Origin of the sequence: Thiorhodococcus minor (assembly GCF_010820565.1) — a bacterium.
Classification (GTDB): domain Bacteria; phylum Pseudomonadota; class Gammaproteobacteria; order Chromatiales; family Chromatiaceae; genus Thiorhodococcus; species Thiorhodococcus minor.
In genome coordinates this window covers 1-13,811 of the sequence record NZ_JAAIJQ010000114.1, presented here as the reverse complement: position 1 = coordinate 13,811, position 13,811 = coordinate 1, and the positions used below count along the sequence as shown (strand labels likewise).

The 13,811-nt window shown below is 65.5% G+C and carries 11 protein-coding genes; 1 reads left to right on the top strand and 10 read right to left on the bottom strand.

The window, feature by feature from the left end; genetic code table 11:
* A partial coding sequence (locus G3446_RS23660) for a DUF4351 domain-containing protein (protein WP_164455961.1) occupies positions 1-622 on the top strand: 622 nt, incomplete at its 5' end.
* 95 nt (positions 623-717) lie between these two features.
* Here the strand turns inward: G3446_RS23660 and G3446_RS23655 are convergent.
* The 10 genes from G3446_RS23655 to putA form a co-directional block, all read right to left on the bottom strand.
* Positions 718-1,356: a PqiC family protein gene (locus G3446_RS23655; RefSeq protein ID WP_164455958.1), complete on the bottom strand. Its 639-nt coding sequence runs from the start codon at positions 1,354-1,356 to the stop codon at positions 718-720.
* Positions 1,353-3,047 (bottom strand): PqiB family protein, encoded by a 1,695-nt coding sequence (locus tag G3446_RS23650; RefSeq protein WP_164455957.1) that lies wholly within the window; start codon positions 3,045-3,047, stop codon positions 1,353-1,355. The genes G3446_RS23655 and G3446_RS23650 overlap by 4 nt, the downstream gene beginning before the upstream one ends.
* On the bottom strand, positions 2,986-4,284 hold the full coding sequence (locus G3446_RS23645; protein WP_164455955.1) for a paraquat-inducible protein A: 1,299 nt from the start codon (positions 4,282-4,284) through the stop codon (positions 2,986-2,988). Before G3446_RS23645 ends, G3446_RS23650 begins: the two co-directional genes overlap by 62 nt.
* Positions 4,285-4,375: 91 nt before the next feature.
* Positions 4,376-5,839, bottom strand: a complete 1,464-nt coding sequence (locus G3446_RS23640; protein WP_164455953.1) for a protein adenylyltransferase SelO — start codon at positions 5,837-5,839, stop codon at positions 4,376-4,378.
* A gap of 305 nt (positions 5,840-6,144) precedes the next feature.
* Complete coding sequence (locus G3446_RS23635; protein WP_164455951.1) at positions 6,145-6,474, bottom strand: DUF1820 family protein; 330 nt, start codon at positions 6,472-6,474, stop codon at positions 6,145-6,147.
* A 434-nt stretch (positions 6,475-6,908) separates the two neighbouring features.
* Entirely contained in the window at positions 6,909-7,751 is an 843-nt protein-coding gene (locus tag G3446_RS23630; protein ID WP_164455949.1) for an SAM-dependent methyltransferase, read from the bottom strand.
* Positions 7,748-8,566 carry a glycine/sarcosine N-methyltransferase gene (locus G3446_RS23625; RefSeq protein ID WP_164455947.1) on the bottom strand — a complete coding sequence of 273 codons (819 nt, stop codon included), beginning with the start codon at positions 8,564-8,566 and terminating at the stop codon, positions 7,748-7,750. Before G3446_RS23625 ends, G3446_RS23630 begins: the two co-directional genes overlap by 4 nt.
* A 318-nt stretch (positions 8,567-8,884) precedes the next feature.
* On the bottom strand, positions 8,885-10,621 hold the full coding sequence (locus G3446_RS23620) for an OPT/YSL family transporter (RefSeq protein ID WP_164455945.1): 1,737 nt from the start codon (positions 10,619-10,621) through the stop codon (positions 8,885-8,887).
* A 110-nt stretch (positions 10,622-10,731) separates the two neighbouring features.
* On the bottom strand, positions 10,732-12,297 hold the full coding sequence (locus G3446_RS23615) for an alpha/beta hydrolase (RefSeq protein WP_245232719.1): 1,566 nt from the start codon (positions 12,295-12,297) through the stop codon (positions 10,732-10,734).
* Positions 12,245-13,732 carry a bifunctional proline dehydrogenase/L-glutamate gamma-semialdehyde dehydrogenase PutA gene (gene putA, locus G3446_RS23610; RefSeq protein WP_164455943.1) on the bottom strand — a complete coding sequence of 496 codons (1,488 nt, stop codon included), beginning with the start codon at positions 13,730-13,732 and terminating at the stop codon, positions 12,245-12,247. Before putA ends, G3446_RS23615 begins: the two co-directional genes overlap by 53 nt.
* Positions 13,733-13,811: the final 79 nt, after the last annotated feature.

Genomic DNA, 13,811 nt, shown 5'->3' with positions numbered 1-13,811 from the left:
GGAGCGCTTGCGCCCGGCGATCTTTGCCGCCGGTCCCGATCCCTCATCGCCGCTGCCCTCCGCGGTCAGCGGGAATTGCTGCGACCGCCAGAGCTATCTCGACTTCCAGTACCTGCGCTGCGCGCTCGGCGAGCTGCGCTACGCGGACTACCGAGATAGCGACAACCTCGTCGCGCGCCTGACAGGACCGAGCATGGACTATCCGGCGGAGCACAAGCTCGAGGTCTACGCCCAAGCCGTGCGCGGACTCACGGCACTGGAGCCCGATCCCGAGAAACGGCTCAAGTACCTCGACTTCATCGACATCTACGCCGATCTCAGCGAGGCCGAGCGCCTACAATATCAGCAGGACTATCCCGAGGAGGCACAGACCATGAGCCGCTTTGCCGAGCGCTTCCGTGAAGAAGGCATGCAGCAGGGTATGCAACAAGGTATACAACAAGGGATGCAGCAAGGGATGCAGCAGGGCGAGGCCCGCGTCCTCGCGCGGCAGCTGCGCCTGAAGTTCGGCGCGCTGCCGGAAGACATCGAGCAGCGCCTTGCCACAGCGGACGAGACGACCTTGCTCGCCTGGTCCGAGCGGCTGCTCACGGCGACCTCGCTCGACGAGGTGCTGCACTGAGCTGAGCCAGGGCTGAGCCAGGCCGCGGGCAAGCGAGCGCGACGGCGCGAAACGCATCCAGGCCATCGACTCCCGCAGCGGCCATCACACCGCCATCAGCCTCGCCTCCGCTGCTCCAGCTCCGGCTGAGCGACCTGGCCCACTGGCCGAGGCAGTGTCCGCAGCGCGCTAGCGACATCCTTGCTGAAGTCGCCAACGGTCGCGCTCAAGGCCACCAGCATGGCGTTGGTATCGCCTGGGGCGGGGATCGCCTCCCCATAGGTCTGCCGACGCACGAGCAAGACCTCGTCTGTGCGGCCGTCCATCACCATCCACCGCACCCTGAGAACCGCCTGACCGTCAGCCCCCTGCTCGAACGCGAGCACCTCGGCGGCGATACGGAAATCCAGTGCGAAGCGGATCTCGCTGGGGAAGATGAGGATGCGGCTGGTGCCGAGCAGAAGGGCGAGGTTCTCGCTCCAGACGCGTAGAAAATCGTCCTGCAAGGTACCACCCCAGCGGTGCAGCTCGTCCACCCGCAGCCGATTGTCGGTCTCGCGCGAGACGATCTGCGGCCGATCCAGAAACACCGGCAGGCTGACGGGACCCAGGCCGATGCTCAGTCCCTCGGGCGGGATCTGCTCATCCATCGGCAAGGGCGAGAGGGTGTAGAAGCTCGACGGCGGCGTGCTCGCGCAGCCAATCAAGCTCAGCACCATCGTCGAGACCGCCAGCCAGATCCAGATCGCCCTCATCGCCCCCTCCCCTTGCCTTGCAGCAGCGCCTCCGGATGGCGCTCCAGATAGTCTGCCATTACGCGCACAGAGCGCGCCGCTGCCGAGATCTCCTTGAACATGCGCTGCATCTCGATGGTGACGGGCGAGTTGCTCGAGATCATGGCATTGGCGTTCTTCAAGGTGGCCGAGGTCTCCTTCAGCGTTGTCGCCAGCTCGGGGGCAATATCGCGGTTGAGTGTCGCGGCCAGCCCATTGACCTGCACGAGCACGGCCTCCAGCTCGGCAATCGCACCTTTGAGCGCCTCGGAGTTGACGAGCGCATTGACCCCGGAGGCCGTCTCCGTTAGGTCCTTGCCGATCTGATCGAGGGGGATGGCATCGATCTTGTCGAGCACATTGGTGACCTTGGTGGCCCATGTCTCCAGCGGGGTCGGAATGGTTGGAATCACCTCATAGCCGCTATACATGGCCACCGACTCCGGGGCCGCCGCATCATAGAAGTCGAGATCGACGTAAAGCTCGCCAGTCAGCAGGCTGTCGAACTTGAGCTGACCGCGCAGGCCGTTCTCGACGAGACGGTCGATCAGGTGCGCATCCTCCGGCAAACGCCGCCCGCCAGCGATGGCGACACGGTCAGGCTCGACCTCGACCAGCACGGGGATGCGAAACCTCAGGCTCTCCTCCTCGAACTGGAGCTGTACATCGAGCACGCGGCCGATGTCGATCCCCTTCAGGAGCACGGGCGAGCCGACGCTGAGACCGCGCACCGAGCCATCGAAGAAGAGCAGATAGCGCTCCTTGCGCGAGTAGGTCTTGGCGTAGGCGGCATCCCGGGTCTCGTAGAGCGGAAATGCCTTGGGCGCGGCGTCGGCCTCGGGATCCAGATCCAAGGTATCCAGCGTATCGAAGGACACGCCGCCAACCAAAATGGAGAGGAGCGACTGCGTATCCACCTTGACGCCGCTCCCCGAGATCGAGAAGTCGATCCCACTGGCGTTCCAGAAGCGCGTCCGCGCCGTCACCAGGACGTCATGGGGCGCGGCGACGAAGATGTCGATGCTGACCGCCTTGCCATCCTGATCGAGCGAATAGCCGACCACCTGCCCGACCTGGATCTGGCGGTAGTAGACGGGTGAGCCGATATTGAGCGACCCCAGCGCGGGGGCGCGCAGAACGAACTGCTTGCCGTCCTCCGACGTCGTAATCGCGGGCGGCTCCTCCAGGCCCTTGAAGTGGCGCATCGCGCGGCCTTCGGTCCCGGGATCCAGGGCGATGTAGGCGCCTGACAGCAGGGTATCCAGACCGGAGACGCCGCTCGCCGTCACACGCGGGCGCTCGACCCAGAACCTGGTGTTCTCGGTGAGGAAGTCGGAGAAGGCGTGCTTGAGCTCGGCGGTCACGATGACGCTCTTGAGGTCCTCGCTCACGTCGATCGAAGTCACCTGCCCCACGTCCACGTCCTTGAACTTGACCTTGGTCTGGCCCGCCGAGAGGCCAGAGGCGGTCTTGAACTCGATGGTCACCGTCGGCCCTTTCTCCGATAACGTCTTGACCGCCAGCCAGACACCGATGGCGACCGCCAACAACGGAATCAGCCAGACCAGCGAGAGACTGCTGCGCCTGCGGACGACCGCCTGTGGGACCGACTCAGGCGGTCTGTCCGCCGGGCCTTGGGGCGAGACTCCCTGACCCATCTGGGGCTCCGACATGCTCCTGCTCCAGGACATCCCAGATGAGCCTGGGATCGAATGACATGGCCGCGAGCATGGTAATGATCACGACCGCACAAAAGAAGACGGCGCCCGCCTCCGCCTGCACGCTGGCGAGATTGCCGAGCCGCACGAGCGCGACCAGGATGGTGACGACATAGACGTCTACCATCGACCAGCGCCCGATCGCCTCGGTGACCCGATAGAGTCGGGTGCGGTCCCTTGGACTCCAGCTGCAGCGGAAGTGCACCGAGAGCAGCAGCGTCAACAGGATTAGCAGCTTCAGCAGGGGCACGAAGATGCTGGCGACGAACACCACGATGGCCAGGGGCCACATCCCGTGCGTCAGCAGGAAGACGACACCGCTGTAGATGGTATCCGATTGAGTCCGCCCCAGCGATGTCACCGTCATGATGGGCAGCAGGTTGGCCGGAACATAGAAGACGATGGCGGCCAGCACCAAGGCCCAGGTGCGCTGCAGACTGTTGGGCTTGCGCCCGTGGAGCACGTCCATGCAGCGCGGGCAGCGCAGGCGCCGCCCGTCGTCGATCGCCGAATCGCGATGCATGACCAGCTCGCAGACGTCGCAGGCGACGTGATCATCGCCGGGACGGATGGGGCGCGAGACATCCTTGAGCGGCGGGACCCGCGACCACACCAGATCAGGGTCGAGCGCCGACTGGGCAGCGGCCAGGACCAGGATGAGCACGCCGAAGGCAAAGAGCGAGGTCCCGGGGATGATGGTCGCCATCTCGGACAGCTTGACGACGGATACCAGGATCCCGAGCATGAAGACGTCCATCATGCCCCAAGGGGTGAGCGTGCGAACCAGACGGAAGACCCGCGGCAGCCAGGCGGGCATCTGCCCGAGCCTGAGCGGGATCAGCACCAGCAGCAGCAAGGCCAGCTGGATCCCGGGCGCCAGCACGCTGGTGAAGAGCACGACCCCGGAGATAAACCAGTTGCCGGCCTGATAGAGGTCGATCACGCCCGTCATCAGCGTGCTCTCCGTCAGCTGGCCCTGCATCTCGAAGGTAAGGAAGGGAAAGCTATTGGCGACGATGAAGAGCACGATGCCGGCAAGGGTGAGCGCCAGCGTCCGGTTGAGACTGTCCGGGCGGTCGCGATGCAAGACGCCTCCACAGCGCGCACATTCGGCCGTACCGCTCGGCGGCAGCACCGGATTGCGCTGCAGCAGGCCGCATTCGAGGCACTCGGTCAGTTCGTCGTGATACATCCGTGCGAAGTCTATGGGCGCTGGCGGGGAACGGCTGGTGACGCGCGACTAGTATGCAGAGCCGCCCTGAGTGTCGCCAGCCCTGCGCCGCTCAAGTGCCGCAGAAGGTCTGTCTTACCACTTCATGCGGCTGCGGCGGGCGTTGGAGCGCGGCACTCTGGCGAGACTCCTCCCAGGGCTTGCTCAAGACGTCGAGGAGGGTATTCAGCGGAGCGAGATCGCCCTCCACGGCCGCATCCAAGGCCGCTTCGACGCAGTGGTTGCGCGGAATCACGGCAGGATTGGCGCGACGCATCGACGCCGCCCGCGTCTGGTCCGCGCCCCCTTCTTGCGCGAGGCGCGCGCGCCAGCGCGACAGCCAGGCGTCGAGCGCGGCAGGTCCACCCAGCGTCTCACGCAGCCCCGCGTCCTGCCCCAGGGCCGCGTCACAAAGGGTCCGGAAGCTATTGGTGAAGTCGGCATCGGCCTCGACCATCAGCTCGAGCAGCGCCGTGACCAGCTCCCCGTCGTCCGCGCGCGACTCGCCGAGGCCGAGCTTGGCGCGGAAGACCTCCAGATAGGCCGCTTCGAATTGGCCGGGGAAGTCATCCACGGCCGCCTGCGCCAGCTTCAATGCCTCGTCCTGATCGGCATCCAGAATCGGCAGCAGCGCTTGCGCAAGACGCGCCAGATTCCACTGCGCCATGCGCGGCTGATTCCCATAGGCGTAGCGCCCAGCGTGATCGATCGAGCTATAGACCGTCCCCGGATGATAGTTGTCCATGAAGGCACAAGGGCCATAGTCGATCGTCTCAACGGCGATCGACATGTTGTCCGTATTCATCACGCCGTGAATGAAGCCCACGCCCAGCCAGCGCGCGACCAGCCGCGCCTGACGCCCGATGACCGCCTCAAGCAGCGCGCGGTAAGGACGCTCATCCTGCGCGGCTTGCGGATAATGGCGGTCGATGACGTAGTCCGCCAGCCTCCGAAGCGCACCGATGTCCTGGCGGGTCAGAAAATACTCGAAGGTCCCGATGCGGACGTGGCTCCGCGCGACCCTTGTAAGCACGGCCCCGGGCAGCGGCGCCTCCCGATAGACGGTCTCGCCCGTGGTCACGGCCGCGAGCGATCGCGTCGTCGGGATTCCCAAGGCGTCCATCGCCTCGCTGACGATGTACTCGCGCAGCACCGGACCGAGCCAGGCGCGGCCGTCGCCCGCGCGCGAGAAGGGCGTCCGTCCCGAGCCCTTGAGCTGGATGTCGAAACGCTCACCGTCTGGCGCCAGGATCTCGCCGAGGAGGATGGCGCGCCCGTCGCCTAACTGAGGCACGAAGCTGCCGAACTGATGCCCCGCGTAGGCCATCGCCAGGGGATCGGCTCCCTCCGGGACCTGGTTCCCCGCAAGCATGGCAACACCATCGGGCGCAGCCAGTGCCTGCGTATCCAGACCGAGCCGCTCGGCCAAGGCCAGATTGAGCTTGATCAGCTCCGGCCGCTTGACCGGGGCCGGCGCCAAGCGCGCGTAGAAGTGATCGGGCAGACGGGCGTAGGTGTTATCGAAGGCGAATGGCATGCGACGGCTCCAAACCTCTGGAGCCAAAGATCTTGGGGCGGGATGCCAGGACCGAAAGACCGCGCAGCGCGGTCAAGCGCCCGGCCGATTCGACCGATCGGAGCCAAGGCCAAGCACCGGAGTCGCTCACAGCCGATCAAAAAGTGACCGGAGACAAAGAACCGCCGTTGCGGCAAGTCGTTATCTGGACGCCTAACAGCTTACCCACAGCTGCAGCCACATGGGATGGGGAAAAGCAGCGCGAGGAGCATGGCGAAGGCGCCTGAGGCCTGAGGCCGAGCGCCATGTGCCAACCCAGGTCAGTTTCAGTCGCGCCCCTTGGGCTGCGCCGGCATCGGGAAAGGCGTCACCGTACCACCCTCGCCCTTGCCGACGATGCGGTTCTGCCCCTCTTGGACGACCTCGTCGATCCGGATGACGGCATGCATGGGCACATAGGTGCGCTTGACGCCTTCGAACTCCGCCTTGAGCTTCTCCTCCGAGGGATCCACGAGGATCTCCGAGCGCTCACCGAAGATGATGTCGGCCACCTCGACAAAGGCGTAGAGGCGGCTCGAGTCGACGCTTCGGGCATAGAGCTCATAGACGTCGCCCTGACTCACGAACCTGATGCGATAGATGCTTTCATTTGGCATAACGGAAACGTCCCGACATGGATGCCAGTCGCGGCTGGCAGCACCCACTCTGGGGATGCCCTGGCAGGTCGCGAGGCCGCGCCGTCTAGTCCCAACTCAGCCGCCCGAGCGCTCCCGCCCCATGCGCGTCACTCTAACCCAAGACGGGCCGCAGCAGTGGAGGGCTCAGAATCGGCCGAATCATCTAGAGCCAGAGCGAGCGTCAACAGAGACATCGACCTTAGGCGATTTCCGAGAATCTTGATACCAATCGCCCGCAAGCGGGCTCCGACGCGCTCTTCTCGGTAGGAGCCCGCTTGCGGGCGATGCCTCCGGGGGACGCAGGATCGATGCGCCATCAGGGGCGCCGGGCGCTCATCCCCCCAGGCGTTTACGGAGCATCACGGGCTTCCCGGGTGCCATGGGTTGTCGGTAGGCGATTTTGAGAAATCGCTCTAGGAGGCGGGCTTGCGGAAGTGGAGGATGCCCCAGCTCAGATAGCCCTTCTTCCCGGCCTCGACCCAGTTTGTCAGGCCAGTCAGCATACGCTCGATATAGGCGTCCGACACCAGCCCGCCCAGCTCCGGACGCACCCGCTGCAGCTCCTCGTAGACACGCTGATAGTGCACCACGAGATTCTCGGTCATCTCGATGACGTCGACTTCCTGCAGGCCGTGACGCACGGCCGCCTCGCGGTAGAAGCCGATGGAGCCCAGCGAGCTGAGATGGATGCGGTCGTAGACCGGCTGCAGCACGCCCTCGGGACAATCGTCCGCCTGCATGGGATCGGTGCAGACCAGCTCACCGCCGGGGCGGAGCACGCGCGCGGCCTCGCTGATAACCTGATCACGCTCGCCGCTGTGCAGGATCGCGTCTTGCGACCACACCAGGTCATAGGCTGCGTCGGGCGCTGGAACGGACTCGAAGCTGCCCTCGCGCACCTCGATCAGCTCGCCCAAGCCCTGCTCCCGGCTCATCTCACGGTTGCGGTCGTTCTCACGCTCGCTCAGATTGAGGGCAGTGACCTTGCAGCCGTAGGTCTTGGCGAGATGGCGCGCCGCACCGCCATAGCCAGATCCAAGGTCTAGGACGCGGGTATCCGGACCTAGCCCCTTGACGCAAGACGCCATGCGCTCCACGGTCTTGCGGCTCGCCTCGGCGATCGGCTCGCCTGGGGTCGCGTAGAGACCGATGTGGATGTCTTCCCCGCCCCAGACGTGGAAGTAGAAATTGTCAGCGTCCTCGCTGTTGTAGTAGGTACGCGCCGTCTCGACGACCTGGGAATACTGCGTGCTCATGCGTCGCTACCCTCTTCGATATAGCGCTTCTCCGCCACATGGATGAAGAAATCCGGCTCGGTCTCCCGGTAGGTCTCCTTGAAGTCGCCGTAGGTGGTGACGCGCTGGAATCCGACCTCCTTGAGCAGGCGCCGCACATAGTTCTTGCGCAGCGGGAACATGTTGAGGTGGAACACCTCTTCACCCGGAAATTCATAGCGGAACCGGGCCAGGGACTCGTCCATGTGCTCTGGGGTAGCGCGGACGTTGTCGCCGCAATAGTAGAAGTTGTGGGTGGGCGCGATCTGGTGATCGAGGATGGCATCGTAGTTGCGCTGATCCAAAATCAGGATGCCGTCGTGCTTCAGGGTGGCGTAGAACTCGGCCAGCGCCTTGCGGCGATCGTTCTCGTCATGCAGATGGGTGAAGGAGTTGCCGAGACAGATGACGGCGTCATAGTAGTCGTGAACGTCCCGGTTCAGCCAGCGCCAGTCGGCATGCACGGTGCGCAGGATGTGATCGCGGCGGCGCGCGTTCTCGAACGCCTTGCCTAGCATCACCGGGCTGCCGTCGGCGCTCGTCACCTCGAACCCCGCCTTCAGGAGCTGAACCGAATGGAAACCTGTTCCTGTCGCGACATCCAGCACCTTCTTGGCACCATGCTCCTTGAGCAGCCTGATGAAGAAATCGCCTTCGCTCTCGGCGCGGCGATCCCAGTCGATGAGCTGATCCCATCTGTCCACGAAGGAATGCACGTACTCCTCCGTGTAATGGTTGGTGTCGCGAACCTGTAAGGGATTCTGCCCGAAATCTTGTCTAGGTTGAGTGTTAGTCATGTCACCTCCGATCCCAGCAGCTGGGAGAGTTTGGTGGCAAAAGACGCAAGCGGACCAGGCAAACGCCTTCCGGGTTTGGTCCGAGCCGCAGACAACAGCGACCCGAGGTCGTCCAAGTTACGGTCGACGCGGAAGATGCGCCGAGCGGTGCGGATCGGAATCCGCGATGAGCAGGGAGCCTGCAATTGAGTTGGCGGTCAGAAGCCGCCGGTTAGATGTGGCGCGTGAGGGCGCCGAGTCATGCAGCCGCGTTGCGCAGCGAGCCTTAATGCTACAGCACTCTCAGAATATATCCACCGTCAATAGATGACGACCGGACTACCCAATGATGCCCAATAGGGCGCGAGCGACCCCGGCCAGGCTCTCTCCGGCGATGAGCCCCGAGGCTGCGGCGATGAGGAAACGCTGCGCAAGGGTCGGACTCCAGCGCTCCAGCAGCTTGGCGACCAAACTGCCGAAGAACATGGTGATGGACAGCGAGGCCGGGATCACCATGGCGAGCCCAAAGGCGGGCATGCTGGGCAGCCAGCGGAGACCTCGGCGCTGCTCGAGGACCGTGACCAGGATACCGCTGAGAGCGCCGATGGCGACGGCCCAGAGCGCGCTTGCTGGTACGGAGGACAGCCCCTGGCTCAAAGTCTCCGCGACGACCTTCCAGGTCGCAACCGCCGGCGCCGGCCACTCCTCGGTGATCAGCATGGACCCCGGATCGGGAATGAGGCTCAGATAGACCAGGCTGCCGACGATACTGCCGGTCAGCACACCGAAGATCTGCGCAACCACTTGGAGCCGAGGCGGGGCGCCAATCGCGTGTCCCGCCTTGAAGTCGTTGAGCAGATCCGCGCTCTGCCCGGCGGCACCGCCGGCGACATTGGCCCCAATGAGATTCGCCGTCATCTCACCAGGCGCCAGGACGCCGGTGCTCAGCTGCGATACCTTGCCGATGGCCCCGATGGGCGGGATACCCGTCTCACCCACCACCCGCGAAGCGACCATTGCCAGGACGAAGGCGATCGGCACGGCCAAGGCCGCGATCACCCAATGGATGTCGAAGAAGCTGACCTGAGCCAGGACGACCAAGGCGCTCGCCACCACGAGCCCGAGCAGCCGCAGCCAAGCGGCATGACCGGGCTCCGTCGCGCGCAAGTGCTCGGCCTGCTGGCGCCGGCTCGCGTAGGCATGGAAGGCGAACTTGGTCAGCGCCGCCCCTACCATGAGCGCGACGCCAGGCCACAGCAGCCACTCGATCATGGCCGCGAACCACGCCAGGTCGGGATCCGCCTCCCCTGGCGTCACGAATCCCTGATACAGCCCAATCGGCCCGAGAAGGCCCCAGGAGAGGATGCCGCCGAGCAGCAAGGAGACACCGGCGCGGAAGCCGATGATGGCGCCGAACCCCGCCAGCATCAGCGAGGGATCCAGCGTAAAGGTGAGGTTCTTGGCGGTTACGGCCCCGAGCCCAGTCAGCTTGCCCGCCGCCGGAAGACTGAAGCCCAGACTCGGGCGCGGCAGAGGCAGCCAGCCCGTATCCAGCCATTTCACGCCGCCGGCGAGCGCCGTGCTCGCGATCAGCACCCGCAGCTTGAGCGCGGCCTCGCGGCCCTTGTTGAAGAGCTCCAGCAGGGTCTCCGCCGTGGCGCGCCCCGTCGGGAACGGCAGTCCGGAGCGCAGAATGAGGGAATCGCGCAGATACCAGGCGACCCAGATGCCGAGAAAGCTGACCGCGTAGACCCAGGCCAGCAACTGCCCCGTGGGCAAATTGGAGCCGGTCAGCATGGCCAGGGCGGGAATCGGCGCCACCAGCCCGCCCGAGATGATATTGGCGGAGGATGAGGCCGTCGTCTGGGCGATGTTGCCCTCGCCCACACTGAGCGGCGCGCCGATCCGCAGCCGATCCATCAGCGCCCAGAGCCCGGTCGCAATGAGCAAGGCGATGATGGACACGTTGAAGGACCAGCCGATCTTGAGCCCCGAATAGATGTTGCAGGGTGTCAGCACAGCACCGAGCACAATGCCGGTGAGGAGGGCGCGGATCGTCAGGTGTCTGTCTGGCACGGCGGGACTTCCTTTTTGGTCATCCGCGCCTGGGCCGCGCGGGGTCCTGACTCATCCTAACATCCGCAGGAGCGCGGCACTCGCCACGCCCCAGGTCGGACCGACCCGATTCACTCGTTTCCCTCGCCGGCTCCGACGCGCGCGCCTGCGGCCTCGCCCCCCGCCCGAGCGATATCCTGCGCGGCGCCGCTCGGAAACTCCCAGGTGACGGGGCCCGTCTTCACCAGCGATCGACCGGGCTCGCCCGGCGCACGCCCGAAGCGCACCAGCTGGATCAGGTCCGAGCTGACGTCGGGATTGCTGGTGAAGTAGGAGTGGCCGAAGATGTCCGTCCGCTTGCCCTCGTAGACGACCAGATCCATCTCGCCCCACTTGGAAAAATAGGCCTGACCCGCGGGACTGATGTCCTCAGGACGGAGCTGACCGACGCGGTGCTTGCTCCTGAAGAGGAACTTCGACAGGCGCAGCGCGCGGTCCTCTGGGGACGCGTAGATGGTCAGCCGGCCGTGCAGCAGGTCGGGCACGAATTCGTTGTCCCAGTGGGCGATCAGATCCGGGTCCGAGCCAAAGGCCTCGACCTTCTGCGTCGCAACGTCGACATCGATGTCAGGCGACATGAGGACGACATTCTCGATCTTGAGTGACTGCAAAGGCGGGATGCCCGCGGCGATCGACTCGATCGCCAGCTCACGCAAGGCACTGAGCAGGACCGCAGATCCGCGACTGTGCGCCAAGAGCTGCACGCCCTCGACACCTGGTGTCTGCACGATCATTCGGATCGCCTTCTTGAGATGGCCGACGGAGTATTCCGCCGACTCGGTGGTGGTCGTGTAGGAGAGCAGGAAGTTCCCGCTGGAAGAGGCCGGCCAGGTGAAATAGCCGCAAACCTGATCGTGGGCGAAGAAGTGGCAGAGCTCGGCGGCTGTGTAGGCCGCTGTCGCAAAGGTCTCGTTGAAGCCATGCACGTAGAGCATGACCTGCTTGCTCGGCGCGGACTTCAGACGGCGCTGGAGCTCGCGCCGAAAGGCCTCGGTCGCGAGCTTGTGCCGCGTCATCACGCCCGGACTGCGCAGGATCCGACCGGAGGCCGTGCGCTCGATGTCGTAGGGCTCCAGAGGAAAGCGATCGAGCTCCTTGACCGGACCCAGGGCCAGCTGAATGTCCTGGGTCCGCTCCGCCAAGAGGCTCTCCCGCTCGAGCGTCTGCCAGTCCGCGACCGGCGTCATCTCGACCAGGGCGGAGCCGAAGGCGATGGAGCGCGAGCGTACCTGACCATAGGGCAGCTCCGCCTCCGGTGAGAAATCCGGCAGCCGGTCGGTGATGTAGAGCAGGTCGACCTCGGTCCGGCGCAGCTCCTCGGCCACCGCATCGAATGGACCATCGTCCGGATGCGCGGCGTAGAGCGTCGGCGTCGGCATGAGCAAGCGGGGACCGCTGGCACAGCCGACCAGGACCAGGACGGCGAGCCAGCACAGGCAAAACCACAGCATCCGTCGCACCCGATTCCGGGGATATCGCATCACCATTGAGGAGCGCTCCTTGAGAAGAAAGGCGTTCATCTCCGCCCAGGCATCCACGCCCTGCGCCGAGACGGGGACGCAAACGCCATCGCCAAGCTCAGGATCATAGCCGAGCCGCTTTACGCCTGTCTGACGGCGATTGCGACGCCGAGCCATCCTGCTCCGCCGCCAGATCGATCAGCGCCGCATTGCCGCCCGCCGCCGCCGTGTTGACGCTCAGGGCGCGCTCCGTCGCAAACCGCAGCAAATAGTGCGGCCCGCCGGCCTTGGGCCCGGTGCCGGACAGCCCTTCCCCACCAAACGGCTGCACGCCGACGACGGCGCCGATCATGTTGCGGTTGACGTAGAGATTGCCGGCCCGCATCCGGCTGGTGACATGCTCGACGGTGCGGCCGATGCGGCTCTGGATGCCGAAGGTGAGCCCATACCCGGTCGCGTTGATCGCCTCGATCACCATGTCGAGGTGCTCGGCCGGATAGCGGATGACGTGCAGGACAGGGCCGAAGACCTCGCCGCCGATGCGGCCGATGTCGTCGATCTCGAAGACCTGCGGCGGGAAGAAGCAGCCGTGCTCGGCGCCCGGCGGCAGATCGCAGCGGTAGATCAGCCGCCCCTCGCGCTCCATGCGCGCGCAGTGCTCGGCCAGCCGCTCGCGCGCGGCCTCATCGATGATGGGCCCGACGTCCGTGCTCAGATCCCAGGGGTCGCCGATGCGCAGCTCGGCCATGGCGCCGGCGAGCATCTCGAGCAGGCGCGGCGCCACGTCCTCCTGCACATAGAGGACACGCAGGGCCGAGCAACGCTGCCCGGCGCTCTGAAAGCTGGATGCCAGGATGTCCGCGACTGCCTGCTCCGGCAGCGCCGAGGAGTCCAGCATCATGGCATTCTGGCCGCCGGTCTCAGCGATCAGCGGCACGATGGGGCCGGGGCGCTCGGCCAGGGCGCGATTGATGGCGCGCGCGGTGTCGAGACCGCCGGTGAAGGCAACGCCGCCAATGCGCGGGTCCGCAACCAAGGGCATGCCCACCGAGGGACCGTCGCCCAGCACGAGCTGCAGCACATTGCCCGGGATGCCGGCGCGGTGGCACAGCTCGACCACCTGGACGGCCGTCAGCGGGGTCTGCTCGGCCGGTTTGGCGACCACGGCATTCCCGGCCGCGAGCGCGGCGGCGATCTGCCCGCAGAAGATGGCGACGGGGAAGTTCCAGGGGCTGATACAGGCGAAGACGCCCCGACCGTGGAGCGAAAGCCGATTGCGCTCGCCGGTTGGCCCCGGAAGCTCGATTGGCTCCGCGAACAGCTCCCGGGCGCGTGCGGCGTAATAGCGGCAGAAGTCGGCCGCCTCGCGCACCTCGGCGATGCCATCCGCGATGGTCTTGCCACCTTCCCGACAGCAGAGCGCGATCAGCCGGCCCATGTCGGCCTCCAGCAGATCCGCGGTCCGCTCCAGACAGGCCGCGCGCTCGGCGACTGGGGTCTGCTCCCAGCCAGACGCGGCCGCGAAGGCTGTCCTGACCGCAAGCGCGACCTCCTCTGGACCCGAGTCGGACACTCGGCCGATCCGCCGCCGGCGATCAGCCGGGCTGAACACCTTAGTCCCTTATCGACAAAATCTTTGACAAAACGATGAGAATTCTAAAGGGCCTCCAGCACGAGACTCGGCTGCACAA